Here is a 25289-nt window from a genome sequence, read left to right on the forward strand (position 1 = left end):
TCATGCCCCCATCAGTTCGGGAGCTTGAATCATGCAGCCATCATGACCTCAAGGCAATTAATGGGTCCTGAGCCTAGGGTTTGACTGGGCTTGATAGGTGTGCATGCCTGATGATAGCATTTCGTCATGCAGCGGAAACCGACTGGACGAGCCAGGCAACATTAAAACTGGGCCTGGGGCAAATTCCAAATTTTTAACGCATACGTGCTCTAATCGGGTGCTCCATGAAAAAGCTCTTTGGTAATTCTTTCATTATTGCAGTGGGCATTGGTGCCTTCGTCCTTGCCAGGCCAGTCGGAACGGAAATTTACGAATATTTTGCGGCACAGCCAGTCATTACAGAGGCCAAGGCCGTGGCTATGATAGAAGACTCACCGGTCAGTGAGATGTATGCGGCCCTCCGAAGATACTTTCCAGAAGAAGCTGAGTATTTCATGAGTAGCTTTATGGTTGCTCTGAAAGATAATTTGGGAAATGAAGATGCATTTTCAAAGATGTTTGCGGTCGGTGCAGAGATCCGGCAGCGACACGCCGCCAACCTGCGAACGGCACCGGATCAATTGCTTCGGTCAATCCTAGAGTATCAAACTCAGGTCATTGCCGCTTTCGAAGAAGACCCCATGCTTTGCAACCGAGTTGTCATGTTGGGAGCCGCAGCAATACCCAAGAGCGAACGCAAGCGCATCGTTGGACAGATGGAGTCCGCGGGATTGCTGTATCGAGCGATGTATGAAGGAACGCAGTCCCCTGTGCAACGAGCGCAAGCCACAGATGAGGACTGGGGCAATCTCTTCGTGGACTTCTACGAAACCGGAGGAACCGACGAAGAGCTGGAGCTGGTCACGCAGCCTGACGTGGAGAACCCCGAACTCTGTGGTGCAATGCTGCGCTTTCTGGATGTCCTGACAGAGGCCAATTTCTCCGGATCCGACCGCCTTAGAGCCGAGACGGTCGCGGCAATGAACGAAGGGTGAGGGGTATGCGGTTGCGCTCCTGGAACAATTGGATTGGACCTGCGCCTAAGGCGGCATGACGAGAAAGCCATGCCATTTTCCGCCCTTCAGTCTCCTGATAACCTTCTCCTTATACTGCTTTTCCGATAAGGCATCCTTGGCGCTGTGGCGGGTCTGATTGCAGAACTTGCAGGCCGCGACAATGTTCGACGAAGCATCAGGGCCTCCATCACATCGTGCCTGGACGTGCTCGGCTGTGCATTGGAATTTCGCCGATTGCTTCGCACTCATACCGAAACGGAGGCGGAACTTATCTGAGCTCGCTACCCACATTGGCTGCCGACAATAATGACAACGCCCATTCTGAGCTTTGAATTTTGATTGTCTGATCTTCTTTATGCTTCTGGTCACATGCATATCCATTGCTTCGGTTTTAAACGAAACGGATGCACAGCGGCTCCTAGAACCGCCCCCACTAAGGAAGCTTTTGCTCGCGCCAAACGACTTATGTCGTTCCGCAGTAGTTACGGCAGATCTTCGGATCGTCCCCCGACCTGATCAGCAACTGAGTTGTCTGATCGACGCAACCTATGGCGGCGCCGCCGAGTCAAAAGCTACATAGACCGCAGAGGCATTTCAATGGTTAGGTCACGGACCAAATTCATTCGTCTTTCTTGTGTGTTTTATGCCATAGCGCATGTGCCTCTGTGATAGCACAGGAGACCAAAGACATGAAAATGACGGACGCGCACTACCAAGCCCGGAAAGGCATCATTGTCTCCACGTTGGAGAAGTCCCCTCTATCCAATGTCGAGACCAAGGCAAAATACGAGGGACTGAATGAAACCAGATTCGGCTGGGATGAAGGTCTCTAACTGCCGATCCCGCCGACTTTCGCGATGAACTCCCTACCGAAGGGCAAATGGTCAGCCTACGAATGGATGCAACATCGTCCGTTGCCGAAGGTCGCCATACGCCCCATAGAATGGATCGCTCCCTAATGATTGATACGACCTTTGATGTTTACTCGGACACCCGGCCAGGTGGCGATCCGGACCAACTCAGCGCAACCCTGCGCCGATATCACGCGATGCTTTGGAGCAAGCCACTGCCTGACGGCCATCTGTTCAACCTATCCGTCGATACCAAGGGCGCTTACCTTCATCATCAATCAGAGCAAGGCGAATTCTTCCTGTCCAGCGATGCACTGGGCCACACCTATCGATACTCTAAGCCTGTGGCTGAGGTGATTTACCAAGTGCCGGCCGAGGAGCTCGACGAATTCTTCACCCGGTGCAGCACTATTGGTGCCTACACGATTTTCCCAGGCAAGCGGGTCGACCGGAAACCGACGATCAACGGTGCCAGAGGCCTTCATCCGAAGATCGGTGACCGTTTTGATCTCACCCTCGAATGCATACGGCTTCATTATGCCGGCAAAGCCAGCCCACTGAGTGCTGCCTTGGAGCGCTATCACGACTTCTTCGACCTGTTCGGCAGCTTTGCTGGTTATGTCGAGTTCTTCCTCTTCCATGACTTGGTTTCAAATGACTGGTCATCCGTGGAATTCTTCCTGCCCCACAAGGAGTTCGACCGCTCCCCATATCCACGAGATCTCAGCGAATACCGAACCTATCGGGATGCGGTGACAGCCCTCGTCGCTGCTCGCAATGCCCGGATAGATGCCGAAAACCGGACCAAGTCTTAACGATATCCAGCATTACAATCAGGGTGGTCACTGCTAAACATCTGCTTCATCGACGGATTCGAGCATCGAAGTCGAACTTACCGACTTCGTCATTCAACTCGGAGACGCGCTTCTCCATCTTGATCAGATCCTCGATCAGAAAAAGGACGATGAAGATCGCCAACCCAACCCCCACGTTGAAGATCGAGGCTGAGACGGAAGCATTTGTCGCGAGCATTATCTGCCCGGCGCCGGACAGCGCGAACGTGGCGACACCCGTCATTGCAATCATAAGTAGCCCCCCAAAAGGACGACGCAAGTAGAACAGATGCGCGCCAACGACTCCTCCGATCAGAAGGAGGGCGTATCCGAACCCAGAATTCTTGGCTTCAACGCTACCCATTTTTTCTCTCCTGATCCTGAACCCTAGCTCAGAATACGTTGCTGAATCTGGCAATTTTTGGACCGCGAAAGCATTTTTCCGGATCATAGCCGGTCTCGATGCGATCTCTGCTCTTGCCCAACGGGGCGATCACATGCGAGGCCGATCACTTCGCCTGCTCTCCAACACCGGGCTGGGGGGCAACTCGCTTCGAGGGATCCGTTTCTGTAGTGCCTTGGCGTGGGCAGAGGCTAAAAGCCACGAATTGGTTCAAGTGGTCGCACTTTGAGTGCACCTTTGCCAGGCTGGCCTTTTGATTTTCTTATAAATTATTGATTTATATGAAAAATAATGGTGCCCCCAGAGAGACTCGAACTCCCGACCTACTGATTACAAATCAGTTGCTCTACCAGCTGAGCTATAGGGGCGCCGAGGCGGCATTTAGCAGGGTGCTGCGAGGTTGGCAAGCGCGGTCGAGCGGTGCTTAGGGCGTGATCAGTGTGATGCCGGGCATGCGGCCGATATTGTAGACGTCCTCGTCATAAAGATCACTCAACTCGTCGACCATCTCCTCGGTCCAGCCGGGCAGGTCAAGTTCTTCCTCAATGGCATCGTCATTCGCGAACTTGTCAAGAAAGGCCGAGATGACGCGGCGTTTCTGCATCTCGGTCATGCCGGGATGCTGTTCCAGATAGCTCTCGAACCGGGTCATGCCTGTCGGGCTCATGATTTCGCGCAAGAGCGCATGCTCTCCGGTCAGGGGCACGCCGGGCTCGATCCCAGCCATTTCGCGCAGGATCTGGCCCCAGATCAGCGGCGTGTCCTCATTGCACCAGATCGTGATCGGGATATCAGGGATCGCGGCGCGCACGCGCTGGATCATGCCGGACCAGCGCATCTCGCGCGGGTCGGTTCCGCCCAGATAGGCGGAAAGGCTGTCAAACTTGGTCTGGGCCATGATGGCGGGCAGGAAGGTGGCGGGGTTGCAGATGGCAAAGAACATTTCGATCTCGTCGCGCGCAAAGATCTCGCGGAAGGTCTGTGTGCGGCCCGCGGCGGCTGTATAGAAATCCCCGCCCGAGGCCGCCATCTTGGGCGTGCCGAAGAAGCCGGGGTTGGACAGGATCAGCCGCTCGGGTACTTCGTCAAAGCCCAGCGCGTCCATCAGCACTTCGCGCGTATTCTCGGCCAGGCCACCGTCCGCGCCGGCATGCAGCACGTCGCGCAGCAGGCGGCGATACTCCTTGGGGTAGGGCACTTGCGTGCCGCGCTCGGCCAGCATCGGCTGATTGGCGGTGAGGCATTTCAGCAGGCGGTCCTCGTCGGTGATGTGAGCGCCTGCGTGAAGAACGAGCTGCATGATGTGGGTTGTCCGAAGTGCAAATTGGTAGGGCCGTGCTCTGTATATGGCGCATTGAGCCGCAGATAAACCGGTTTCGCGTCGGGGTCGGGCAGGCGGCCTGGGTTGAATGGCGCGGAAAAAGTATCAAATGTGTGCCTTGCGCCGCCCGAAGGATATCGCCCCCATGCCCTACGCCCATTCCGACAGCCAGCCCCCCGTCCTGGCCAATCCCGCGCCCGATGTGCGGGATCGGCTCAAGCTGGAGGGTGGCAAACGGTTCGAGATGGTCAGTGAGTTCTCACCCGCAGGCGATCAGCCTACGGCCATCGTCGAGCTGTCCCAAGGGGTGAAGGACGGCGACCGTGATCAGGTGCTGCTGGGTGCGACCGGCACGGGCAAGACCTACACGATGGCCAAGGTCATCGAGGAAACGCAGCGCCCTGCCATCATCCTGGCCCCGAACAAGACGCTCGCGGCGCAGCTATACGGCGAGTTCAAGGGGTTCTTTCCCAACAATGCGGTCGAGTATTTCGTCAGCTATTACGATTACTACCAGCCCGAGGCCTATGTCGCGCGCAGCGATACCTTCATCGAGAAGGAGTCCCAGATCAACGAACAGATCGACCGGATGCGCCACTCCGCCACGCGTGCGCTGCTTGAGCGGGACGACGTGATCATTGTCGCTTCAGTGTCTTGTATCTACGGCATCGGTTCCGTCGAGACCTACGGCGCGATGACACAAGATCTGAAGGTGGGCACCGATTACGATCAGCGGCAGGTAATGGCTGATCTGGTGGCCCAGCAATACAAGCGTAATGATGCGGCGTTCCAGCGGGGCAGTTTCCGCGTGCGGGGCGACAGCCTGGAGATCTTTCCAGCGCACCTGGAGGACCGCGCGTGGCGGCTCAGCTTCTTCGGGAACGAGTTGGAGGCGATCACCGAGTTCGATCCGTTGACTGGTGAAAAAACCGGCACATTCGATCAGATCCGTGTCTACGCCAATAGCCACTACGTCACGCCCAAGCCGACGATGCAGCAGGCCATCATCGGCATCAAGAAAGAGCTGCGCACGCGGCTGGATCAGCTGGTGGGTGAGGGCAAGCTGCTGGAAGCGCAGCGGCTGGAGCAGCGCACGAATTTCGATCTGGAAATGCTGGAGGCCACCGGCGTCTGCAACGGGATCGAGAACTATTCGCGCTACCTGACGGGCCGCGCGCCGGGCGAGCCGCCCCCCACGCTGTTCGAGTTCATCCCCGACAATGCCATTGTCTTTGCGGATGAGAGCCATGTGAGCGTGCCCCAGATCGGCGCGATGTACAAAGGCGACTATCGCCGCAAGTTCACCCTGGCCGAGCATGGCTTTCGCCTGCCCTCTTGCATGGATAACCGCCCTCTCAAGTTCGAGGAGTGGGACGCGATGCGGCCACAGTCGGTGTTCGTGTCGGCTACCCCCGCCAAGTGGGAGATCGAGCAGACTGGCGGCGTCTTTACCGAGCAGGTCATCCGGCCCACGGGCCTTCTGGATCCGATGGTGGAGATTCGTCCCGTGGAGACGCAGGTCGATGATCTTCTGGACGAGGTGCGCCGCGTGGCTGCCGATGGCTATCGCACGCTGGTCACCACCCTCACCAAGCGGATGGCGGAGGATCTGACCGAATACATGCATGAGCAGGGCATCAAGGTGCGCTACATGCATTCCGATATCGACACGATCGAGCGGATCGAGATCCTGCGCGACCTGCGTCTGGGTGCCTTTGACGTTCTGATCGGGATCAACCTTCTGCGCGAGGGTCTGGATATTCCCGAATGCGGGCTGGTCGCCATTCTGGACGCCGACAAGGAAGGTTTCCTGCGGTCCGAGACATCGCTCATCCAGACCATCGGTCGCGCTGCACGGAACGAGAAGGGCCGCGTCATCATGTATGCGGACCGCATCACCGGCAGTATGGAGCGCGCGATGGGCGAGACGGATCGCCGCCGCGCCAAGCAGATCGCCTATAACGAAGAGCACGGCATCACGCCCGCGACGGTCAAGAAGAACGTCGAGGATATTCTTGCCGGTCTCTACAAGGGCGATGTGGACATGAGCCGCGTCACCGCCAAGGTCGACAAGCCGATGCATGGCGGCAATTTGCAAGCGCATCTGGACGGGCTGCGCACCGATATGCGCAAGGCCGCCGAGAACCTCGAATTTGAGGAGGCTGCGCGCCTGCGCGACGAGGTCAAGCGGTTGGAGGCGGTCGATCTGGCGATCTCGGACGATCCGCTCGCGCGGCAATCGGCGGTGGAGGATGCGGTGGCCGCTGGGTCTGTGACGCGCGGGCGCTCGACCGCGGGCAAGCCGGGGCAGCGGGGCGGCAACGTCAAGCGGCGCAAGAGGTAGGCGGAGGGGCGGCGGAACCGAACGGCTCACGATCACGTTACATCCTCAATCGAAGAATAGGAGATGTATCATGGAATATGGTCTTTTCGGAATTATCGTCCTGATCGCGGATATCTATGCGATCTATCAGGTGTTGACCTCGGCCGCGTCGACGGGCGCCAAGGTGCTTTGGACTCTGCTCATCCTGATCCTGCCGATCATCGGCTTCATCATCTGGCTGATCGCAGGCCCCCGGGGCAACAAGGCGCACGTGTAAGCGCCAAGAACAGCATGAAAGCGCAAAGAGCGGGCAATCTGCCCGCTCTTTTTTTGTCTCTGACAAAAGCGTTTTCTAGAAGTCGAAGATCTCACCCAGAAGGCTGCCGCGCTTTTTCTTCTTGCGCGAGCGGTCGTCGTAGCGGTCGTCATACCGATCATCGTAATAGTCGCCCCGACCGCGGTCGGCGCTGGGCGGTGGCGGCGGCGGCGCCACGTCCGAGCGCTCGATGATCTTGTCCAGCTCGCCCCGATCCAGCCAGACACCCCGGCATTCCGGGCAATAGTCGATTTCGACCCCGGATCGGTCGGTCATTATCAGCTGCGTCCCGTCAATCGGACATTTCATCGCCACTCCCTTTCGCTTTGCTGTGTTTTGCACGTTTGATGTGGGCGTGCCTGCCGCCTGTTGCAACGGGCAGGGCTGCGACACGGCGTCCTTTTGCTCGGGGTGTTTGGCGATTGCGCAGCACTGCATCGCCGGTATGGTCGGATCCATGATGCGCCATTGCCATAACTTTGCCCATTGGGGGTTATCATGACCTTGCTGATCCTTGCTGGCACCGGCGAGGCGCTGCGCGTCGCCGCGCGCATGGCGGAGGAAGGGCGGCCTTGTGCCGTCTGGCTCCCGGATGGTCAGCGCCTCTCGCCGCAGGATTGGCCCGTACCCTGCCATCGCGGGACACTGGCGGCATGTCTGAGCGACGTGGCGCCCCAAGCCGTTCTGGATGCCAGCCATCCTTTCGCAGGTGACATCTCGCAAGAGGCGGCGCATCACTGCGCGCGGCATGGCCTGTCCTACCTGCTGCTGCGCCGTCCTGAATGGCGCGCGCAGGAGGGCGATCTCTGGACCCATGTGGCGAGCGATGCCGAGGCGGTCCGGCATATCGCGCCGGGCAGCACTGTCCTTGTCGCCTCGGGGCGCGAGGGGCTGGCGGCCTATGCGGCTTTGGCAGATGGCTATGTCTATTGCCGGCAGATCGGCGCGCCGGACGTGTCCTTTCCGCTGCCAAATGGCGAATGGCTGGTCCAGCAGCCGCCCTTTCCCGTCGATGAGGAGGCGGAGCTGTTCCGACGGCTTGGCATCGATTGGCTGGTCCTGCGCAATGCCGGCAGCGCCCGCGCGGCGACCAAGCTGACGGCGGCCCGCGCCCTTGGCATCAACGTGGCGATGATCGCGCGGCCAGCCCCGCCCGATGCGCCCCGTGTCGAGACGGAGACTGAGGCGCTGGCATGGGTGCGCGCGCTGTGAGCTTGCGGATCATCGAAACCGATGCCGATGTGGCGGCGGATGCGGATGCGCTTTGTGCGATGTGCCCGCGCATGGCCGAGGCCTATGCCCAGATCGGCGCGCTGCCGCTGCGGCGCAGGCCCGATGGCTTTGCCGAGCTGCTCGGCGCCATCGTCAGTCAGCAGGTCAGCGTCGCCTCGGCCAATGCCATCTGGGCGCGGATGCAGGAGGCGGGCCTGATCGCGCCTGCGCCGATCCTGAAAGCGGGCAAGGAGGGGCTGCGCGCCGCTGGCCTCAGCCGGCAGAAGATCCGCTATGCGCAGGAGCTGGCCCATGCCGGCATCGACTTTGGTGCGCTGCGCAGCGCGCCCACGGATGAGGTGCTGAAAACGCTGACCACGGTGCCCGGCATCGGCACATGGACGGCGGAAATATACGCGATGTTCAGCCTTGGTCATGCGGATGTCTTTGCGCATGGCGATCTCGCGCTGCAGGAGGCGGCGCGCCTCCTTTACGATCTGCCCGAACGCCCGAACGAGCGCGCGATGCGCGCCATGGCCGCGGATTGGAGCCCCTACAGGTCGGTTGCCGCGCGCCTGCTTTGGGCCTACTACCGGGTGGCAAAACAAAGGGAAGGCATCAGATGACGCGAGTACTTAGCGCTGGCCGCAGAGAGCCGATTTCGGGCGAGACGAAATCCATCGTGGTCTTCCTGCATGGCTACGGCGCCAACGGGCCGGATCTTCTGGGCCTTGCCGATCCGCTGGGCGAGCATCTGCCCGATACGCTTTTCGTCGCCCCTGACGCGCCCGAGAATGTGCCGGGCATGCCGAACGGGTTTCAGTGGTTTCCCATCCCCTGGATCGACGGCAGCAGCGAGGAAGAGGCCGAGCGCGGGCTCCTTGCGGCCTCGAATGATCTGAATGCCTTTCTCGATGCGCTGATGGTGGACGAGGATGTGCTGCCCGAGCAGGTCGTTCTCTTCGGCTTTTCTCAAGGCACGATGATGGCGCTTCACGTCGCGCCTCGGCGCGAGGATGAGGTGGCGGGTATCGTCGCCTTTTCGGGCCGCCTCCTGCGCCCCGAGCTCTTGGCCGATGAGGTTGTCAGCCGTCCGCCAATCCTGCTGGTGCATGGTGACGCGGATGAGGTGGTGCCGGCCCAATCCCTGCCCGAGGCTGCCGAGGCGCTGCAATCCGCAGGCTGGAAGGATGTCTATGCCCATGTGATGAAGGGCACCGGCCACGGTATCGCGCCCGATGGGCTCGAGGTGGCATTGGCCTTCATGGCGGACAAGCTGGGTCTGGGTTAAGACGCACCCTCGCGCCCGCGCATCACCAGCCAGATCAGTGCGCCGCCTGCCAGCGCCAGGAAGGGCGCCATCGCCAGGTTGACAGACATCCATCCGGCCTGCGCATCGCCGCCCGAGCAGTTCATCAGCCCGCCCGAGGCCAGCGAGGCGACCGTGACGCCGCTAAAAACCAACAGGTCATTGAGGCCCTGCATGCGGCCGCGCTCATGCGGCTCATGCGCGCCGGCCAGCATCGAGGTGGCCCCGATAAAGCCGAAATTCCAACCAACCCCCAGCAGGACCAGCGCGACAAAGAAGTTCTCAAGGTTGACGCCCTGAATGGCGACCACGCCTGCGGCGGCAAGGATGGCGATACCCGCGCCCAAGATCTTCTCGACGCCGAAGCGTGCGATCAGGTGGCCGGTGAAGAAGGACGGGATGTACATTGCCAGAACATGCGCCGTGACCACATCCGCCGCCGTGCCCGCGTCAAAGCCGCAACCGACCACCGCCAGCGGCGTCGAGGTCATCACGAGGTTCATCAGCGCGTAGGAGACCATGGCGCAGATTACCGCCACCGCGATGCGCGGCGTCTTCAACAGCTCGACCCGGCTGCGCCCGCGCGGCGCGTCCTGATTGGGGACCGGCGGCTTGGGGATGTTCAGGAACAAAAAGAGCACCGAGCCGACGAGGTTCAGCACGATCACCGCAAGGTAGGTGCCCAGAAACGGCACCACCATCGCCTGCGCCGTCACCTTGACCAGCTGCGGTCCTATGATTGCGCTCATCAGCCCGCCTGCAAGGACGTATGAGATTGCCTTGGGGCGGAATTCATCGCTGGCGGTGTCGGCAGCGGCAAAGCGGTAGAACCCTTGCGCGCTCATGTAGAGGCCAGTCAGAAGGCTTCCCAGCAGGAAGAGCGGGAAGGAGGCGGTGTAGAGGCCGTAGGCGCCAACCGCACCGCCAATCGCGCCGCCCGCCGTGCCCAGGAAAAATCCGGTGCGCCGCCCGTATTTCTGCATGATGGCCGAGACCGGCGTCGCCGACAGCATCGAGCCGATGACGATCATCGAAATCGGCAGCGTCGCAAAGCACGGATTCGCGGCCAGACCCGACCCGGCAAGGCCCGCGACAACAAAAATCATCGGCATCTGCGCGCCAAGGATGGCTTGCGCCAGCACCAGAACGGTGACGTTGCGCCGGGCGCGATTGTCGTCAGTGAGGGGGGCGGCATATGTCATGCCGCAAAGTGCTAGACCTGTCTTGGGAGGTTAGCAAGAGGCGCTAGGCGACCTCTGCAGCCAGGCCGCGTCCCAGCGGATCCACGTCGCGTACCGGTTCGCCTGCCATATGTCCCTGCCAGTCCAGAACCTGCCGCATCAGGACCGAGCGCCCGATGCAGATAAGCGCCGGCGGCTCCAGCCGGCTGGCGATGATATCGGCAGCCATACGGCTGAGCGTTGTCTCGATCACCTGCTGCTGCGGGGTCGTGGCGTTGCAGACTACCGCGCAAGGCTCGTCCGGGTCGCGGCCATGTTTCATCAGTGATGCGCTGATCTGTTCGGCATGTTTCATACCCATGTAGATGACCAACACCTGACTGCCTTCGGCCAGCGCCTTCCAGTTTAGCGAGGCGGGCGCATTGCCGGTCTGGTCATGGCCGGTGACGAAGGTCACGGACTGGTTCAGGTCGCGGTGAGTCACAGGGATACCCGCATAGGCCAGCCCGCCGATGCCCGCGCTTATGCCGGGGATGATGCGCACCGGGATACCATGCTGCACCAGCGTCTGCGCCTCTTCGCCGCCGCGCCCGAAAACGAAGGGATCGCCGCCTTTGAGGCGCAGGACGCGCTTGCCCGCGCGCGCCAGATCTACGAGGCGTAGCGAGATATCGCGTTGCTGGGCCGACGGCTTGCCGCCGCGCTTGCCCGCGTAGATTTTCTCGGCCTGCGGCGCCCAGTCGAGGATGCATTCCTGCACCAGTGCGTCATAAACTACCACATCCGCCTGACGCAGCGCGTTGAGCGCGTGGATGGTCAGCAGGCCTGGATCACCGGGACCGGCACCGCAGAGCCAGACCCAACCGGGCTGGATCGTGGGCCACTGGTGGGCGGGGAGGGGGAGCGCGTCAAACATGGACAAGGATATGACGCGGGATTTTTCATGTGGGAAGGGGGGCGGCCCCCGCGCCGGCCTAGGGCTGCGAAACGCCTTTCAGGGCAAGGCGGGTAGCGTGGAGTGTTTGTTCGCGCCGGACTGCGATTCGGATGTTTCGTTTCCTGATCTTGGCGTTGGGTGGAACAGAATTTTAATTCGCATGACTGTCTTTAGGGTTGGATGGAACGCTGTTCCTACCACCGCCCGCTCATGGATCGCGCCATCAGGCCGAGTGAAGAGCGAATCGGCGCGGGCTCCAGCCCGCCATTCACCACCAGCGCTGGATGCGCCGCCGCGCGGCGCAGAACGCCGCCCGCCTGCCATGCCGCCAGCAGCGCGGGTCGCGCCTCGGGGCTGATCTTGCTGCGCTGGGCGCGGGCGCTTGCCAGACGGTTCAGCCCGTCCTCGGCCAGCGCGCGGATGCCCTCGGGGCGACCGTCAAGGAGGGGTATGCGCCCCGCCTCCTCAAGCGCGGGGATGGCGCGCAGCCAGGCCGCGACGCCGGTGGCATAACCCGCATCCATCACCACCTGCGCATCCATCTGCCCGAGGGCGCGGGCCGCGGCCAGCATCAGGTTGCCGCTGGTCTGCTCGATGTAGCGGGTCAGGTGCGCGTCGTCCTCGAAGGGCTCGCGGTAGATGTCCCACTGGCGCGCGATGATCAGATCGTCCAGTAGCTCGGTGCCGGTCGCGTCCAGCACATCGGCCAAGGGCGTGAGCACCTCGTGACGCCGCACATTGCCGCCCGCTGCGATCTCTTCCAGCGCGTCGCGCCACCATTGTAGACGCATCTCGGCGATCATGGATTCCTGCGTCATCCAGGGGGCGCGCGAGACCTCGACATTGAAGGCGTAGACCGGGAAAAGCACCCGCCGCGCCGCAACCGGTGCCGCCATTACGGCGCGAAAGCGGTCGGGATCGCCACGGCGCAAAAGATCGGCGCAGCCGGTGAGGTCCTGGCCCAGCTCAGGCACCTTGGAGCAGCTTCCAGTTGATCGCATCCAGCAGCGCATCGAAGGACGCATCGACGATGTTCGCGCTGACGCCGACGGTGGACCAGCGGCGGCCCTGATCATCTTCGCTGTCGATGATGACGCGGGTCACGGCCTCGGTCCCGCCCTGGGTGATGCGCACCTTGAAATCGACGAGGCGCATGTCCTCGATCAGGCTCTGGTAGCGGCCGAGATCCTTTGCCAGCGCTTTCGAGAGCGCGTTGACGGGGCCGCGATCGCAGCCGAGCTCGTCCATCGACTCGCTGACCGACAGCTTTTTCTCGCCGTCGACCTTAACCACGACGACCGCCTCCGAGAGGCTGACCATGCGGTCGTACTTGTTCTTGCGCCGCTCGACCGTGACCTTGTAGCGCTTGACCTCGAAGAAGTCGGGCAGGGTGCCGAGGGCGCGGCGGGCGAGCAGTTCGAAACTCGCCTGCGCGCTGTCATAAGTATAGCCGATCGCCTCACGCTCCTTGATCTGGTCGAGGATGAGGGCGAGGGCGGGATCGTCGGGCGCGACCTTGATCCCGGCCTCCATCAGGCGCTGGCGCAGATTGGACTGGCCCGCCTGATTGGACATCGGGATGATGCGCGCATTGCCGACAAGGGCCGGCTCGATATGCTCGTAGGTGCTTGGGTCCTTGAGGATCGCACTCGCATGCAGCCCCGCCTTGTGCGCGAAGGCAGAGGCGCCGACATAGGCGGCTTGGCGCATCGGGACGCGGTTCAGGATATCGTCCAGCTTGCGGCTGATCCGGCTGAGACCCTTGAGCGCATCGAGTGTGACGCCGGTTTCATAGGTGCTGGCGTAGGGCTCCTTCAGCAGCAGCGTCGGGATCAGCGTGGTAAGGTTGGCGTTCCCGCAGCGCTCGCCGAGGCCATTGAGCGTGCCCTGCACCTGACGCGCGCCCGCGTCGATGGCGGCCAGCGATCCGGCGATGGCGTTCTCGGTGTCGTTATGCGTGTGGATGCCAATATGGTCGCCAGGGATGCCGGAGGCGATCACCTCGGACGTGATGCGCCCGATCTCGCTGGGCAGGGTGCCGCCATTGGTATCGCAGAGCACGACCCAGCGCGCACCGGCGTCATGGGCGGCATGGCAGACTTCCAGCGCATAGGCCGGGTTTGCCTTATAACCGTCGAAGAAATGCTCTGCATCCAGCAGCGCCTCGCGCCCCTCGGCTACAAGATGCGCGATGGACTGCGCGACGTTATCGGTATTTTCCTGCAGGGTGATGCCAAGGGCACGCTCAACATGGAAATCATGCGCCTTGCCGACGAGGCAGACGGTTTGCGTCCCGGCATTCATCACGGCGGCCAGCACGTCGTCATTTGCGGCGCTGCGGCCCGCGCGCTTGGTCATGCCGAAGGCGGTCATCTTGGCCCGTGTCTTGGGGGCTGCGTCAAAAAAGGCGCTGTCGGTCGGGTTCGCGCCGGGCCAGCCGCCTTCGATATAGTCGACCCCGAGGGTGTCGAGCATTTCCGCGATGCGCTGCTTTTCCGCCGTGGAGAAGCTGACGCCCTGGGTCTGCTGGCCGTCTCGGAGGGTGGTGTCGTAGAGGGAGAGGCGTTGTTTCATGGGGCCGAGCCCCCTTCGCGCGGACTCAAGGTGTGCGTCAACGCATCGCCGCGCAGCGCCCGATCGCGTCCCGGGCGGGCGCTATTGCGACGGTTGGACGCTGCGGGCCCGTCCGAAGATTTTGCACGATAAAGTGCATCGTTCGGATGGCTGGAGCGCCCTCCCGCCGTCGGACGCTGCACCGCTGAAAGCGGATGGTTGATCGTGGTACGATAGCGTTTTGTCATTCCAACGCCTCGAGCTTTGAAGGATCAAAATCGGCGCCAGGCGTCAATTCAACGCCGTCCTTGTGCATCTGGACCTCGACGCCTGCAGCCACCAGACCGGCCTTGATATAGTCAACCTGTTCGAAATCCTTGGTTGCCATGGCTTTGGAGCGTGCTTCGGAAAGTCGAGCCTCCCAAGTGGACAGGTCGGCTGGCGGCACGTTTGCCCAAGCGGGTGTGGTGTCAGCCATCAGCCCGAGAAACTTCAGGCTGGCACGCAAAGTTGGAACGTCATCAGCACGGGACAGCTGATGAATTTCACTGATCGCCTTTGATGTATTCAGGTCGTCTGCAAGCGCTGTAACGACGGCTTTATAAGGCTCAGCGTTGTCCAGAGCGCGATCCGCTTGGGCATACCATTTGCGCAAGGTGGTCTCGGTCTCCTTCGCCTTCTCCGCCGTCCAGTCCATCGGCTTGCGATAATGCGTGCTGAGAAAAACAAACCGGATCACCTCGCCCGGCACGCCCTGATCCAGCAGATCCCGCACGGTGAAGAAATTGCCCAACGATTTAGACATCTTCTTGCCCTCGACCTGCAGCATCTCATTATGCATCCAGACCTGCGCAAAGCCGCCCTCGGGGTGGGCGCAGCAGCTTTGGGCGATTTCGTTCTCGTGGTGCGGGAACATCAGATCGTTGCCGCCGCCGTGAATGTCGAAGCTCTCGCCCAGAAGCTCGTAGGCCATGGCCGAGCATTCGATATGCCAGCCCGGGCGGCCGTAGCCCCATGGGCTGTCCCAGCCGGGCTGATCGCCCGAGGACGGCTTCCACAGGACGAAATCCATCGGGTTGCGTTTGTAGGGGGCCACTTCGACGCGGGCGCCGGCGATCATGTCGTCGATGCTGCGGCCTGAAAGAGCGCCGTATTCGGCGTAGCTTTCGACGGCGAAGAGGACATGGCCCTCGGCCTCATATGCGTGGCCCTTGGCAATCAGATCCTCGATCATCGCCACCATCTGCGGGATGAATTCCGTGGCACGGGGCATCTGATCCGGCTGCAATGCGCCAAGGGCACCCATGTCGCCCAAGAACCACTCGATCGTCTCTTCGGTGATGTCGCCGATCTTGCGCCCGCTCTCGGCAGCGCGGGCGTTGATCTTGTCATCGACGTCGGTGAAGTTGCGCACATAGGTCACATGATCCGGGCCATAGACATGCCGCAAGAGGCGGTAGAGCACGTCGAACACCACCACGGGGCGCGCGTTGCCCAGATGGGCGCGGTCATAGACGGTGGGCCCGCAGACATACATCCGCACGTTTTTCTCATCGAGCGGCACAAAGGTCTCTTTGCGCCGGGTGCGGGTGTTGTGCAGCTTGATCTCGGTCATGGCGGGCCTCGCGGGGTTGGCTCGGGGTGGTGCGGGCTTAGCAAGTCCGGCCCCGCTTTGGAATAGCGCAGATGGGCGCGCGGGTCCGGCGCTTGCACGGCGCAGCACCTCTTGATGGTGCAAAAACGACATGGGTCGCAATCAGGACAGACAGGAGGCCGCCCATATGTAGGGATTGGGTGATTAACAGCGGAGAGATGGCCATGTCGCCACTCAGCAAGATCGCCCTCGTTGTGCGCACCATCGGTGCGGAGCGTGGCCGTGCCGCACGCGGCAGGCCCGCAGGTCTCTGACCTTCCGACTGATCCCCATATCCCGACCCACCCTCACACATGAGGCCTCCCAGATGAACCAGATTGCCCCCCGCCGCACAGGTGGACGCGCCGCGCGCCGCGCCGTACGCTCTGCCCCCGTCCCTCACGCAATGCGCGCCATTCGCCCCGGCATGGAAGGCGGGCGATACAGCCCGCTCAGCCCGGCCGATGTGCAGCGCATCCACGAGACCGCGCTCGACGCGCTGGAACAGATCGGGCTGGCCGATGCGCCACCCAGCGGCGTGGCCTACCTGACCGGCGCGGGCGCCATTCTGGGCGACGATGGCCGCATCCGGTTCCCCCGCGCGCTGATCGAGGATACGATCGCTCGGGCCAATCGCAGCGTGACCCTGATGGGGCGCGATCCGGTGCATGACATGCAGCTGAGCGGCACGCGCGTGCATTACGGCACTGCGGGTGCCGCCGTGCATATGGTGGATGTGGACGGGCGCAATTACCGCGAATGCACCGTGCAGGACCTGCATGATGCCGCGCGGATCTGCGACGTTCTGGACAATATCCATTTCGTGCAGCGCCCCATGGTCTGCCGCGACATCGCCGACAACATGGAGATGGACCTCAACACGCTTTACGCCTGCTGCGCGGGCACGACCAAGCATGTGGGCGTATCCTTCACCGAGCGCGCCTTTGCACGCAAGGGGATCGAGATGCTGCACCTCATGGCGGGCAGCGAAGAGGCGTGGCGCGCGCGGCCTTTCGTGTCGAACTCGAACTGCTTTGTTGTGCCGCCGATGAAATTCGCCACCGAATCCTGCGAGGTGATGGAGGAGTGCATCATGGGCGGGATGCCCGTGCTGCTGCTGAGCGCCGGGATGGCGGGCGCAACCGCGCCCTCGACCATCGCGGGCGCCATCGTGCAGGCGACGGCGGAGTGTCTGGCGGGCCTCGTCTATGTGAACGCGGTGAGGCCCGGCCATCCGGCGATCTTCGGCACCTGGCCCTTCGGCCTCGATCTGCGCACAGGCGCGATGACGGGCGGCTCGGGCGAGCAGGCGCTGCTGACGGCGGGCTGCGCGCAGATGCATCGCTTCTACGATCTGCCAGGCGGCGCCGCGGCTGGCATCACCGATGCCAAGCTGCCGGACATGCAGGCCGGGTGGGAGCAGATGTGCTCGAACGTGATGGCGGGGCTTTCAGGGCTGAACATGGTCTATGAGGCCGCGGGGATGCACGCATCCTTGCTGGGCTTCTGCCTTGAATCGCTGATCCTTGGCGATGACCTCATCGGCCATGCGCAGCGCTGCGTGCGCGGCATCGAGGTGGATGAGGAGACATTGGCGCTGGAGCAGATCCGGCAGGTCTGCATCGGCGGGCCGGGCCATTACCTTGGCACCGCACAGACGCTGGCCCGGATGGAGAGTGATTACCAGTATCCAAGGACTGGCAACCGAATGAGTCCCAAACAATGGGCCGAAGTCGGCAGTCCTGATCTGAACGCCACCGCGACGGCCCGCAAGGAGGCGATCCTGGCCGAGCGCTCGGCCGCGCGGTTCGCGCCTGATGTCGATGCCGCGATCCGCGCGGCGTATCGGATACACCTTCCCACCTGACCGCAACCCCTCTAGCGTGGCCTCCTGAAAAAGGAGCCACGCATGAGCCTGACCGTCTTTCTCGCCGTGATCGGCGCCGCGCTTCTGCACGCTGTCTGGAACGCCGCGGTCAAGGGCGGCCGGGACAAAAGGCTGGCCATGGGCGGCGTCGTGATTGGCCATGTACCCTTTGCGCTGATCGCAGTTTTCATCGCGCCGCTGCCCGAGGCCGCCGCGCTGCCGTGGATGACAGCCGGTCTGGCGCTGCATATCGGGTATCAGATATTTCTGATGCGCGCTTACGAGTCCGGCGATCTGAGCCAAGTCTATCCCATTGCACGCGGATCTGCGCCGTTGATCGTGGCAGTGGTCTCGGTCACGGCGCTGGGGGTGCATCTGAGCGGCGCCGAACTGATGGCTGTCGCGATCATCGCGCTCGGGATCATCAGCTTGGCCGCCGTACGGCGCGCCGATGGGCTGCGCAACGGGCGGGCGGCGGTGCTGGCGCTCATCACCGGGATGTTCATTGCCGCCTATTCGCTGGTCGATGGATATGGCGCGCGGATTGCGGGCACGTCGCTGGGGTATTTTTCCTGGATCGCGTTGGTCAATGCGCTGATCATGGCGCTATATCTAAGGGCGCGCCACCCCGGCCTGCTGCGGCGCATGGCAGGTTCAGGCCGCAAGGTCATGCTTTTGGGCGGCAGCGCGTCGTTCGTGGCCTACGCGGTTGTGACGTGGGCATTCACGCAGGCGCCTATCGCGTTGGTCACGGCGCTGCGCGAGACAAGCGTAATTTTCGCGCTGCTGATCGGCGTGTTTTTCCTCAAGGAGCGGCTGGATCTTGCCAAGGTCCTGGCAACCGCCGGGATGCTGGCCGGCGCCGTTCTGCTGCGCATCGCGCGCTGATCAATGGTGGATAGATAAGGCTTGGTGCGCGGTCGAACCAATTCGATATATTCAGATTTGGCGACCCCGGCAGGATTCGAACCTGCAACCTGCCCCTTAGGAGGGGGCTGCTCTATCCAGTTGAGCCACGGGGCCAGCGCGGCCTGAATAACGCGGCGCGGCGCGGTTGTCATGGGGGAAAGATACGGCAGGCAAGGCGCTTGATCAGGTGTGCGTGCTTGCGGTAACGTCGCTGAAATTGGACAGGAAATCCACGTTGACCAAGTCACCCAACCGCCCGCTGACACTTCGCGATGTTTCAGAGGCGTCCGGCGTGTCCGAGATGACGGTCAGCCGGGTCCTGCGCAATCGGGGCGATGTGTCACAAAGCACGCGGCAGCGCGTTCTGGAAAGCGCGAAAGCGCTGGGATACGTGCCCAACAAGATCGCTGGTGCCTTGGCGTCCAGCCGGGTCAACCTGGTTGCCGTCATCATCCCCTCCATGTCCAATATGGTTTTCCCCGAGGTCATGATGGGCATCAATGAGGTGCTGGAGGAAACCGAGCTGCAGCCCGTCATGGGCCTGACCGACTACACCCGCGAGAAAGAGGAAAAGGTCCTCTACGAGATGCTGTCCTGGCGCCCTTCGGGTGTCATCATCGCAGGGCTTGAGCATTCCGAGGCTTCGCGCGCGATGCTGCGCGCCTCCGGCATTCCGGTGGTCGAGATCATGGATGTGGATGGCACGCCGGTCGATTCCGTCGTTGGCATCTCGCATCGCCGCGCGGGCGAACAGATGGGGCGTGCGATCCTCAAGGGCGGTTATCGGCGCATCGGCTTCATGGGCACGACCATGCCCCGCGATCATCGCGCGCGCAAACGGTTCGAGGGTCTGACTGACGTTCTGGGCAAGGCCGGCGTCGAGATTGCCGAACGGGAGTTCTACTCGGGCGGCTCGGCTCTGCTGAAAGGTCGCGAGATGACGCAGGCCATGATGGCGCGCGACCCAGAGCTGGATTTCCTTTATTACTCGAACGACATGATTGGCGCGGGCGGCCTTCTGTGGTTGCTGGAGCAGGGGTATGACATACCCGGCAAGATCGGTCTTGCCGGGTTCAATGGACTCAATCTGCTCAAGGGCCTGCCGCGCGAATTGGCGACGATGGATGCCTGCCGGCATGAGATCGGCCGCCGTGCCGCCCAGATCATTGCGGACCGCGCCCAGCCCGATGCGGATCAGTCACCCCAGCGCATCGCGCTGGAGCCCAAGATCAGCTATGGCGATACGTTGCGTCGACCCTAAAGCGTTTCGCCTTTAACCTGAGACATCAGATAAAGGCGAAACGCGCGCGACGGTGAGGCGTGGCACGCGTTTCGCGAAAATCGTTGATTCAGGTTTTTCGCGAAACGCTTTAGTATCCACGACCGGAAACCGAAAAGTCCGAGCGCAATAAAAAAAGCCCCGCTCGGGATGCCGAGCGGGGCTTTCTTTGTATGGTTCGGGAAGGACCGGATCAGTCTTTCATCTTGCGCTTGATCGGCGCCCAGATGCGCTTGTTGGTCAGATAGAGCAGCACCGCGAGCAAGGTCAGGAAGATGACGCCCGTCAGGCCCGCGAACTTGCGGGCCATCAGCTTCGGCTCTGCCGTCCAGGTCAGGAACGCAGCGACGTCCTTGGCCTGATTCTCGAGCGTTGCCGGATGGCCGTCGTCAAACTCCACGGACTCCTCGTAGATAGGCTGCGCCATGGCGATCCAGCTGCCCGGAACCGTCGGGTGCCCCTCGTCGTCCCTGCACTCCTCGGGATAGCCGCCAGCACCAAAAGCCGAGTTATAGCTGCCCGGGAAATCCTCCGGCGCGCAGTCCGGCACCTCGTGATAGCTGGTCAGGAGCGTATAAATGTACTCTGGTCCGCCCATGCCCTTGAGGAACTGGTTGACCCCGGTGCCATAAGGTCCGTGGAACCCGGCGCGCTTCTTGGCCATCAACGAAAGGTCGGGGGCCGTTTCCAGCGCCGATTCAGGGAAGTGATCCGACGGTTTCGCTTCGCGGAAATCGTCCAACTCGGCATCGAACACCTCGTATTGCGATGCATAGGCGCGAACCTGATCCTCTGGCAGCTGGGGTCCACCCTCGTCATGCAGGGTGCGGATCGGCACATATTTCAGGCCATGGCAAGCCGAGCAGACCTCGGTATACACCTTGAGACCGCGCTGAAGCTGCAACGGGTCAAAGCTGCCGAAAGGTCCTTCAAAGGAGAAATCCACATCCTCGACATGGACCTCGCCGCCCGCCGCCAGCGCCGCGCCGCCCGTGAGGGACAGCGACAGTGCCACGGCAACAGGTGCGCCAAATTTACGGAACATTGTGTTCATCATTCTGCCCCTCACTCGGCCGGATTGACGATGGTATGCGTGCCACCGGTCTTGGCGTCGTAATGCGCCTTGAAGTCTTCTTCGATCGTTGCAGGCTGTGGTAGCGGCTTCTCGATCACGCCAAGAAGAGGCAGGATGACCAGGAAATAAGCAAACCAGTAGGCTGATGCGATCAGCGAAATGACACCATAGATGCCCTCGGCAGGCATGGCCCCCGCCCACATGAGGACAAAGAAGTCGAGAACCAGCAGCGCGAACCACCATTTGAACATCGGACGATATCGGCCCGAGCGCACGCTGGATGTGTCCAGCCATGGCGCCAGAGCCATCACCGCAATCGCGCCGAACATTGCCAGCACGCCAAAGAACTTGGCGTCGACGATGCCGCCGGTGATCCAGCTGGCTGCCATCACGACCCAGACATCGGAGGTGAAGGCGCGCAGGATGGCGTAGAAGGGCAGGAAATACCATTCGGGAACGATATGCGCAGGCGTCGCCAGCGCGTTCGCCTCGATGTAGTTATCGGGGTGACCGAGGTAGTTGGGCATGAAGCCGACAATGGCGAAGAAGACGATCAGGATGATCGCGAGCGCGAACAGATCCTTGATCACGAAATAGGGCCAGAACGGCACGGTGTCCTTCTCAGCTTCTGCCTTGGACGTGCGGCGCACTTCGACACCAGTGGGGTTGTTGTTGCCCGTGGTGTGAAAAGCCCAGATATGCACGGCCACCAGCGCCGCGATAATGAACGGCAGCAGGTAGTGCAGGCTGAAGAACCGGTTCAGCGTGGCGTTGTCCACGGCAGGTCCGCCCAGCAGCCATGTCTGGATCGGCTCGCCGATGAACGGGATCGCGCCGAAGAGGCCGGTAATCACGGTCGCGCCCCAGAAGGACATCTGGCCCCAGGGCAGAACGTAACCCATGAAGGCTGTGCCCATCATCATCAGGTAGATAAGCATGCCGATGATCCAGGTGATTTCGCGCGGCGCCTTGTAGGAGCCGTAATAGAGACCGCGGAAGATATGTGCATAGACCGCGACAAAGAAGAGCGAAGCGCCGTTCATATGCAGATAGCGGATGAAATGCCCGCCATTCACGTTACGCATGATGTGCTCGATCGACGCGAAGGCGTAATCGACATGCGGCGTGTAATGCATCACCAGAATGATGCCGGTGATGATCTGCAGCGCGAGGCAGAAGGTCAGCACGATGCCCCAGATCCACATCCAGTTGAGGTTCTTGGGGGTCGGGATCATCAAGGTGTCATAGAGCAGGCCCACGATGGGCAGGCGCTTGTGCAGCCATTTCTCGCCCCGCGAGTTCGGCTCATAGTGATAGTGTGGAATACCAGCCATCTATTCGTGTCCTTATCCCAGAATGATCGTTGTTTCGTCGTCGAAGCGGGCGAGCGGGATCCACAGGTTCTCGGGCGCAGGGCCTTTACGGATCCGCCCGGCGGTATCGTAATGCGAGCCGTGGCAGGGGCAGAACCATCCGCCGAAATCACCGGCGCCATCCCCGATAGGAACGCAGCCAAGATGCGTGCAGACGCCGATCATGACCAGCCATTCCTCGGCGGCATCGCCCTCGGCGCCCGGCATCGCGATCGTGCGGTTTGCGTCGGTCGCGGGCTGCACGCCGTCGAGGTTGGGATTTTGCGAAGTGGGATCGATCAGGTCGTCAAGGGAGACCTCGCGGGCCGCCTCGATCTCGGCCTCGGTGCGGCGACGGATGAACACGGGCTTGCCCAGAAACTTGACAGTGAGCTGCGTGCCGGGCTCCATCCCGCCCACATCGACGCGGATTGAGCTGAGCGCCTGAACATCGGCCGAGGGGTTCATCTGATTGACCAGCGGCCAAATGGCGGCACCGGCCGCGACGGTGCCTGCACCGGCAGTCGCGTAATAGAGGAAGTCCCTCCGGGTGCCTTCGTGATCGTCTGCGTGGGACACGAGGTTTACTCCAATCTCAGGGGCCATCCATCGGGCCCCATACGGGTTTCAGGCCGCAGGATGCCTGCAACCATTGCGCCTCGGGTTTTAGCGAGGCTTTCCCAGCCCGTCCAGTGGGCAATGCGCCACATTCGAGATGGGTGCCGATGTGTCGCGCTTGAGGCGCGGGCGCGGGAGGTGTAAGACAATCGCAGACAGCCGCATATTGTGAAAGCGCCCATGCACATGCCCCATTTCATGCCCAAAGCCCTGAAGTCCGCCGCCGCCATTGCCACGCTGGCCATTGCCGGTCCCGCCGCCGCCGAATTGGAGCTGAGCTTCTACCTCGGTACGCAAACCGCCAGCGACAGCGACGCGTCGGGGTTTTTGCCGAACGGGGCAGGAACGTTCGACCGCAACGTATCTTGGGACGGCAAATCCTTTGATGCGCCGATCTACTATGGTGGCCGCGCGATGTGGTGGACCCCCGGCAACTTGGGGTTCGGCATAGAAGGCACCCACACCAAGGCCTATGCTGGCACAGCCGACAAGGCAGTCATGGGCTTTGACCGGTTGGAATTTACTGATGGGCACAACATCATCACCGCCAACGTGATGAAGCGCTTTCCCGGCGCGTTCGGCGGCAGCAAATTCACGCCATATGGCGGCGCTGGCATCGGTGTGGCCATCCCGCATGTCGATATCCTGGCCACGGGTGCGACCAACCGCACCTATGACTATGAGATGACCGGCCTTGCCCTGCGCGGGATCGCGGGCATGAAATATGAACTAACCGAGGATTGGGCGCTTTTTGGCGAATACCAGATCACCTGGTCGGACAATGACGTCACGATTGACGGCGATATCGGCCAACCTGACGGCAAGCTGCGCACCGAGTTGGTGACCCATGCCGTCAATATCGGTATCAGCTACAGCTTCTGATCGCGCGGCGATACAAAATCAGGGAAAGAGACCCGAGGCGCGCTGCGTCTCGGGCCTTTTTGTTATTCGGGCCGGGTGGCCAGCATTGACGGGCGCTGATCGAACTTAGCCAGCCATGCCGCCAGCAGCGGGTGGGCGCCGCGCCATTCGCGGTCCGGCTGGCGAAAATCGAGATATCTGAGCGCGCAGGCGACCGAGATCACGCCCATGTCGAGCGGCCCGGTCAGATGGCTGATCCAGCGGTTTTCAAGCGCATCAATCGCCTTCTCGATCTTGCCCCATTGTGCATCGATCCAACCGTCCCACTGCTTGTCTTCGGGGCGCATCCGCACCTCGTAGATCATGGCGATGCCCGCATCCATGATGGCATCCCCCGTCGCCTCCAGCGTCAGAGTCTCCCACTGGTGCGCCTCGGGATAGAGCGCGCCGCCCGCCTTGGCATTTAGGAACCGGCAGATCACCCGGCTGTCATAGAGCGCGCTGCCCTCGTTGCGGATCAGTGCGGGGATCTTGCCCAGCGGGTTGGCCGCGGCAACCTCGGAATCGGTCTTGATCGGGGTCGTCGTGACGACCTGCATCTCGACCTCGTCGGTCATGTCCAGCTCGTGCAGGACCACGGTGACCTTGCGGGCAAAGGGGGATGTGGGACCGGTCAGCAATCTCATGGGGCGCTCCTCTGGCGTTTTGCCGGAGCCTGAAGCGTATTGCTTTTTTTCTGAAACAGGAAGAAAGCAATACGCCCACGCCCCATAAATGTTGCGCGCGTTTTACGTCAAATCTGGGCCTAAGATTAAACGCAAAACGCTTTAGGCGCGCACCTGAGGCTACCTATACTGCCCCGCGCATCAGGGCGGCGATCAGGCCGGTCTCCTGCCCCATGCCATAGGCATCCACGTTGTCGGCGGCGCTGAGGCGGGTGGCCTCGGGCTTGTTCTGGCCCAGCTTCCAGGTGCCATGCACCTCGGCAATCTGCATCCGGAATGGCGCGATCTGGCGCATCATCCGCTCCATCACGCCCGCGCCCATCTTCTGCGTCGTCCACGGGGTCTTGGGGGCAAGCCGTGCCTCATATGTCTCGGACTGACGGTCCAGTAGCGCGCGCAGCTCGTCATCCGGGCGCCGCTCGATCTCGCCCACCAGGTGCACGGCGACATAATTCCATGTCGGCACCTGATCCTTTGCACCATACCAATCGGGCGAGATATAGCTATGCGGACCCTGCACCGCGAGCCGTGCAGGCGCGACGCCCAGCCGGGCAATCGGGTTCGAGCGCACCAAGTGAAAATCGGCAATGTCGCCCGCCGCATTCAGCACGAAGGGAATGTGACTGATCAGCGGAGCGCCATCCGACGCAGCGGCCAGCATGCCAAAGCCCTGCTGGCGCGCGAAATCGAGGTTGAAGCCTGTTGTCGCGCCGCGAAAGACCGGATTGGGATGCAT

Annotated in this window: 26 protein-coding genes and 2 tRNA genes; 12 read left to right on the forward strand and 16 right to left on the reverse strand. The window is 61.8% G+C overall.

The annotated features are described in order from the left end of the window. The first annotated feature begins 224 nt into the window (after positions 1-224). Positions 225-974: a hypothetical protein gene (locus ACEWPM_RS07355; RefSeq protein WP_393961012.1), complete on the forward strand. Its 750-nt coding sequence runs from the start codon at positions 225-227 to the stop codon at positions 972-974. Positions 975-1019: 45 nt separating this feature from the next. On the opposite strand, the gene ACEWPM_RS07360 is transcribed toward ACEWPM_RS07355, so the two are convergent. After that, a complete protein-coding gene (locus tag ACEWPM_RS07360; RefSeq protein WP_393961013.1) occupies positions 1020-1376 on the reverse strand; it encodes an HNH endonuclease in 357 nt (118 codons plus the stop codon). Between the two features lie 308 nt (positions 1377-1684). Between ACEWPM_RS07360 and ACEWPM_RS07365 the strand changes: the two genes are divergently transcribed. Next, positions 1685-1828 (forward strand): hypothetical protein, encoded by a 144-nt coding sequence (locus ACEWPM_RS07365; protein ID WP_393961014.1) that lies wholly within the window; start codon positions 1685-1687, stop codon positions 1826-1828. Positions 1829-1953: 125 nt separating this feature from the next. Next, positions 1954-2661 carry a DUF6994 family protein gene (locus tag ACEWPM_RS07370; RefSeq protein WP_393961015.1) on the forward strand — a complete coding sequence of 236 codons (708 nt, stop codon included), beginning with the start codon at positions 1954-1956 and terminating at the stop codon, positions 2659-2661. Between the two features lie 46 nt (positions 2662-2707). Here the strand turns inward: ACEWPM_RS07370 and ACEWPM_RS07375 are convergent, their stop codons facing one another. From ACEWPM_RS07375 to ACEWPM_RS07385, 3 genes are all read right to left on the reverse strand, one after another. After that, positions 2708-3043, reverse strand: a complete 336-nt coding sequence (locus tag ACEWPM_RS07375) for a hypothetical protein (protein ID WP_393961016.1) — start codon at positions 3041-3043, stop codon at positions 2708-2710. 331 nt (positions 3044-3374) lie between these two features. Further along, a tRNA-Thr gene (locus ACEWPM_RS07380) sits at positions 3375-3450 on the reverse strand. Positions 3451-3506: 56 nt separating this feature from the next. Continuing rightward, a complete protein-coding gene (locus ACEWPM_RS07385; protein WP_393961017.1) occupies positions 3507-4382 on the reverse strand; it encodes a hypothetical protein in 876 nt (291 codons plus the stop codon). A 166-nt stretch (positions 4383-4548) separates the two neighbouring features. Here ACEWPM_RS07385 and uvrB point away from each other — a divergent pair, with 166 nt between their 5' ends. Continuing rightward, positions 4549-6747 (forward strand): excinuclease ABC subunit UvrB, encoded by a 2199-nt coding sequence (gene uvrB, locus ACEWPM_RS07390; RefSeq protein WP_393961018.1) that lies wholly within the window; start codon positions 4549-4551, stop codon positions 6745-6747. A gap of 70 nt (positions 6748-6817) precedes the next feature. After that, entirely contained in the window at positions 6818-7003 is a 186-nt protein-coding gene (locus tag ACEWPM_RS07395) for a PLDc N-terminal domain-containing protein (protein ID WP_393961019.1), read from the forward strand. A gap of 75 nt (positions 7004-7078) precedes the next feature. Here ACEWPM_RS07395 and ACEWPM_RS07400 read toward each other — a convergent pair whose 3' ends face one another. Beyond that, positions 7079-7351, reverse strand: coding sequence for a TFIIB-type zinc ribbon-containing protein (locus ACEWPM_RS07400; RefSeq protein WP_393961020.1), 273 nt, complete (start codon positions 7349-7351; stop codon positions 7079-7081). 189 nt (positions 7352-7540) lie between these two features. Here ACEWPM_RS07400 and ACEWPM_RS07405 point away from each other — a divergent pair, with 189 nt between their 5' ends. The 3 genes from ACEWPM_RS07405 to ACEWPM_RS07415 are packed head-to-tail and all read left to right on the forward strand — an operon-like array spanning position 7541 to position 9545. Beyond that, complete coding sequence (locus ACEWPM_RS07405; protein ID WP_393961021.1) at positions 7541-8254, forward strand: precorrin-6A/cobalt-precorrin-6A reductase; 714 nt, start codon at positions 7541-7543, stop codon at positions 8252-8254. After that, positions 8236-8880: a DNA-3-methyladenine glycosylase family protein gene (locus tag ACEWPM_RS07410; protein WP_393961023.1), complete on the forward strand. Its 645-nt coding sequence runs from the start codon at positions 8236-8238 to the stop codon at positions 8878-8880. Before ACEWPM_RS07405 ends, ACEWPM_RS07410 begins: the two co-directional genes overlap by 19 nt. Next, positions 8877-9545: an alpha/beta hydrolase gene (locus ACEWPM_RS07415; protein ID WP_393961024.1), complete on the forward strand. Its 669-nt coding sequence runs from the start codon at positions 8877-8879 to the stop codon at positions 9543-9545. Before ACEWPM_RS07410 ends, ACEWPM_RS07415 begins: the two co-directional genes overlap by 4 nt. Here the strand turns inward: ACEWPM_RS07415 and ACEWPM_RS07420 are convergent. The 5 genes from ACEWPM_RS07420 to cysS form a co-directional block, all read right to left on the reverse strand. Next, positions 9542-10765, reverse strand: coding sequence for an MFS transporter (locus ACEWPM_RS07420; RefSeq protein WP_393961025.1), 1224 nt, complete (start codon positions 10763-10765; stop codon positions 9542-9544). The two genes, ACEWPM_RS07415 and ACEWPM_RS07420, sit on opposite strands and share 4 nt — an antisense overlap. A gap of 43 nt (positions 10766-10808) precedes the next feature. Further along, on the reverse strand, positions 10809-11660 hold the full coding sequence (gene cobA, locus ACEWPM_RS07425; protein ID WP_393961026.1) for a uroporphyrinogen-III C-methyltransferase: 852 nt from the start codon (positions 11658-11660) through the stop codon (positions 10809-10811). A gap of 215 nt (positions 11661-11875) precedes the next feature. After that, complete coding sequence (locus tag ACEWPM_RS07430) at positions 11876-12655, reverse strand: squalene/phytoene synthase family protein (RefSeq protein ID WP_393961027.1); 780 nt, start codon at positions 12653-12655, stop codon at positions 11876-11878. Continuing rightward, on the reverse strand, positions 12648-14255 hold the full coding sequence (gene cimA, locus ACEWPM_RS07435) for a citramalate synthase (RefSeq protein ID WP_393961028.1): 1608 nt from the start codon (positions 14253-14255) through the stop codon (positions 12648-12650). Before cimA ends, ACEWPM_RS07430 begins: the two co-directional genes overlap by 8 nt. Before the next feature lie 223 nt (positions 14256-14478). Continuing rightward, a complete protein-coding gene (cysS, locus tag ACEWPM_RS07440) occupies positions 14479-15849 on the reverse strand; it encodes a cysteine--tRNA ligase (protein WP_393961029.1) in 1371 nt (456 codons plus the stop codon). Positions 15850-16195: 346 nt separating this feature from the next. Between cysS and ACEWPM_RS07445 the strand changes: the two genes are divergently transcribed. Continuing rightward, on the forward strand, positions 16196-17734 hold the full coding sequence (locus ACEWPM_RS07445; protein ID WP_393961030.1) for a trimethylamine methyltransferase family protein: 1539 nt from the start codon (positions 16196-16198) through the stop codon (positions 17732-17734). Between the two features lie 42 nt (positions 17735-17776). After that, complete coding sequence (locus tag ACEWPM_RS07450) at positions 17777-18622, forward strand: EamA family transporter (RefSeq protein ID WP_393961031.1); 846 nt, start codon at positions 17777-17779, stop codon at positions 18620-18622. 58 nt (positions 18623-18680) lie between these two features. Here ACEWPM_RS07450 and ACEWPM_RS07455 read toward each other — a convergent pair. Then, a tRNA-Arg gene (locus tag ACEWPM_RS07455) sits at positions 18681-18757 on the reverse strand. Positions 18758-18878: 121 nt separating this feature from the next. Between ACEWPM_RS07455 and ACEWPM_RS07460 the strand changes: the two genes are divergently transcribed. Then, on the forward strand, positions 18879-19904 hold the full coding sequence (locus ACEWPM_RS07460; protein ID WP_393961032.1) for a LacI family DNA-binding transcriptional regulator: 1026 nt from the start codon (positions 18879-18881) through the stop codon (positions 19902-19904). A 211-nt stretch (positions 19905-20115) separates the two neighbouring features. On the opposite strand, the gene ACEWPM_RS07465 is transcribed toward ACEWPM_RS07460, so the two are convergent. The 3 genes from ACEWPM_RS07465 to petA are packed head-to-tail and all read right to left on the reverse strand — an operon-like array spanning position 20116 to position 22928. Continuing rightward, on the reverse strand, positions 20116-20967 hold the full coding sequence (locus tag ACEWPM_RS07465) for a cytochrome c1 (RefSeq protein WP_393961033.1): 852 nt from the start codon (positions 20965-20967) through the stop codon (positions 20116-20118). A gap of 20 nt (positions 20968-20987) precedes the next feature. Next, complete coding sequence (gene petB / locus ACEWPM_RS07470; RefSeq protein WP_393961034.1) at positions 20988-22331, reverse strand: cytochrome b; 1344 nt, start codon at positions 22329-22331, stop codon at positions 20988-20990. 12 nt (positions 22332-22343) lie between these two features. Then, positions 22344-22928 carry a ubiquinol-cytochrome c reductase iron-sulfur subunit gene (gene petA, locus ACEWPM_RS07475; RefSeq protein ID WP_393961035.1) on the reverse strand — a complete coding sequence of 195 codons (585 nt, stop codon included), beginning with the start codon at positions 22926-22928 and terminating at the stop codon, positions 22344-22346. A 225-nt stretch (positions 22929-23153) separates the two neighbouring features. Here petA and ACEWPM_RS07480 point away from each other — a divergent pair, with 225 nt between their 5' ends. Continuing rightward, positions 23154-23849, forward strand: coding sequence for an outer membrane protein (locus tag ACEWPM_RS07480; RefSeq protein ID WP_393961036.1), 696 nt, complete (start codon positions 23154-23156; stop codon positions 23847-23849). 62 nt (positions 23850-23911) lie between these two features. Here the strand turns inward: ACEWPM_RS07480 and ACEWPM_RS07485 are convergent, their stop codons facing one another. Together ACEWPM_RS07485 and ACEWPM_RS07490 are read right to left on the reverse strand one after the other, a co-directional pair. Then, positions 23912-24514: a glutathione S-transferase gene (locus ACEWPM_RS07485; protein ID WP_393961037.1), complete on the reverse strand. Its 603-nt coding sequence runs from the start codon at positions 24512-24514 to the stop codon at positions 23912-23914. A gap of 163 nt (positions 24515-24677) precedes the next feature. After that, positions 24678-25289 carry an FMN-binding negative transcriptional regulator gene (locus ACEWPM_RS07490; RefSeq protein ID WP_393961038.1) on the reverse strand — a complete coding sequence of 204 codons (612 nt, stop codon included), beginning with the start codon at positions 25287-25289 and terminating at the stop codon, positions 24678-24680.

The organism is Roseovarius maritimus, from assembly GCF_043355895.2.
GTDB classification, from domain to species: Bacteria; Pseudomonadota; Alphaproteobacteria; order Rhodobacterales; family Rhodobacteraceae; genus Roseovarius; species Roseovarius maritimus.

Bases quoted from the DNA above. Each gene is read 5' to 3' on its own strand.
- ACEWPM_RS07405 (WP_393961021.1), top strand. From the start codon at position 7,541: ATGACCTTGCTGATCCTTGCTGGCACCGGCGAGGCGCTGCGCGTCGCC.
- ACEWPM_RS07400 (WP_393961020.1), bottom strand. From the start codon at position 7,351: ATGAAATGTCCGATTGACGGGACGCAGCTGATAATGACCGACCGATCC.
- ACEWPM_RS07450 (WP_393961031.1), top strand. From the start codon at position 17,777: ATGAGCCTGACCGTCTTTCTCGCCGTGATCGGCGCCGCGCTTCTGCAC.
- ACEWPM_RS07410 (WP_393961023.1), top strand. From the start codon at position 8,236: ATGGGTGCGCGCGCTGTGAGCTTGCGGATCATCGAAACCGATGCCGAT.
- uvrB (WP_393961018.1), top strand. From the start codon at position 4,549: ATGCCCTACGCCCATTCCGACAGCCAGCCCCCCGTCCTGGCCAATCCC.
- ACEWPM_RS07445 (WP_393961030.1), top strand. From the start codon at position 16,196: ATGAACCAGATTGCCCCCCGCCGCACAGGTGGACGCGCCGCGCGCCGC.
- ACEWPM_RS07385 (WP_393961017.1), bottom strand. From the start codon at position 4,382: ATGCAGCTCGTTCTTCACGCAGGCGCTCACATCACCGACGAGGACCGC.
- ACEWPM_RS07375 (WP_393961016.1), bottom strand. From the start codon at position 3,043: ATGGGTAGCGTTGAAGCCAAGAATTCTGGGTTCGGATACGCCCTCCTT.
- ACEWPM_RS07365 (WP_393961014.1), top strand. From the start codon at position 1,685: ATGAAAATGACGGACGCGCACTACCAAGCCCGGAAAGGCATCATTGTC.
- ACEWPM_RS07485 (WP_393961037.1), bottom strand. From the start codon at position 24,514: ATGAGATTGCTGACCGGTCCCACATCCCCCTTTGCCCGCAAGGTCACC.
- ACEWPM_RS07420 (WP_393961025.1), bottom strand. From the start codon at position 10,765: ATGACATATGCCGCCCCCCTCACTGACGACAATCGCGCCCGGCGCAAC.
- petB (WP_393961034.1), bottom strand. From the start codon at position 22,331: ATGGCTGGTATTCCACACTATCACTATGAGCCGAACTCGCGGGGCGAG.
- ACEWPM_RS07355 (WP_393961012.1), top strand. From the start codon at position 225: ATGAAAAAGCTCTTTGGTAATTCTTTCATTATTGCAGTGGGCATTGGT.
- cobA (WP_393961026.1), bottom strand. From the start codon at position 11,660: ATGTTTGACGCGCTCCCCCTCCCCGCCCACCAGTGGCCCACGATCCAG.
- ACEWPM_RS07360 (WP_393961013.1), bottom strand. From the start codon at position 1,376: ATGGATATGCATGTGACCAGAAGCATAAAGAAGATCAGACAATCAAAA.
- cysS (WP_393961029.1), bottom strand. From the start codon at position 15,849: ATGACCGAGATCAAGCTGCACAACACCCGCACCCGGCGCAAAGAGACC.
- ACEWPM_RS07480 (WP_393961036.1), top strand. From the start codon at position 23,154: ATGCCCCATTTCATGCCCAAAGCCCTGAAGTCCGCCGCCGCCATTGCC.
- ACEWPM_RS07465 (WP_393961033.1), bottom strand. From the start codon at position 20,967: ATGTTCCGTAAATTTGGCGCACCTGTTGCCGTGGCACTGTCGCTGTCC.
- ACEWPM_RS07415 (WP_393961024.1), top strand. From the start codon at position 8,877: ATGACGCGAGTACTTAGCGCTGGCCGCAGAGAGCCGATTTCGGGCGAG.
- cimA (WP_393961028.1), bottom strand. From the start codon at position 14,255: ATGAAACAACGCCTCTCCCTCTACGACACCACCCTCCGAGACGGCCAG.
- ACEWPM_RS07395 (WP_393961019.1), top strand. From the start codon at position 6,818: ATGGAATATGGTCTTTTCGGAATTATCGTCCTGATCGCGGATATCTAT.
- ACEWPM_RS07370 (WP_393961015.1), top strand. From the start codon at position 1,954: ATGATTGATACGACCTTTGATGTTTACTCGGACACCCGGCCAGGTGGC.
- ACEWPM_RS07490 (WP_393961038.1), bottom strand. From the start codon at position 25,289: ATGCATCCCAATCCGGTCTTTCGCGGCGCGACAACAGGCTTCAACCTC.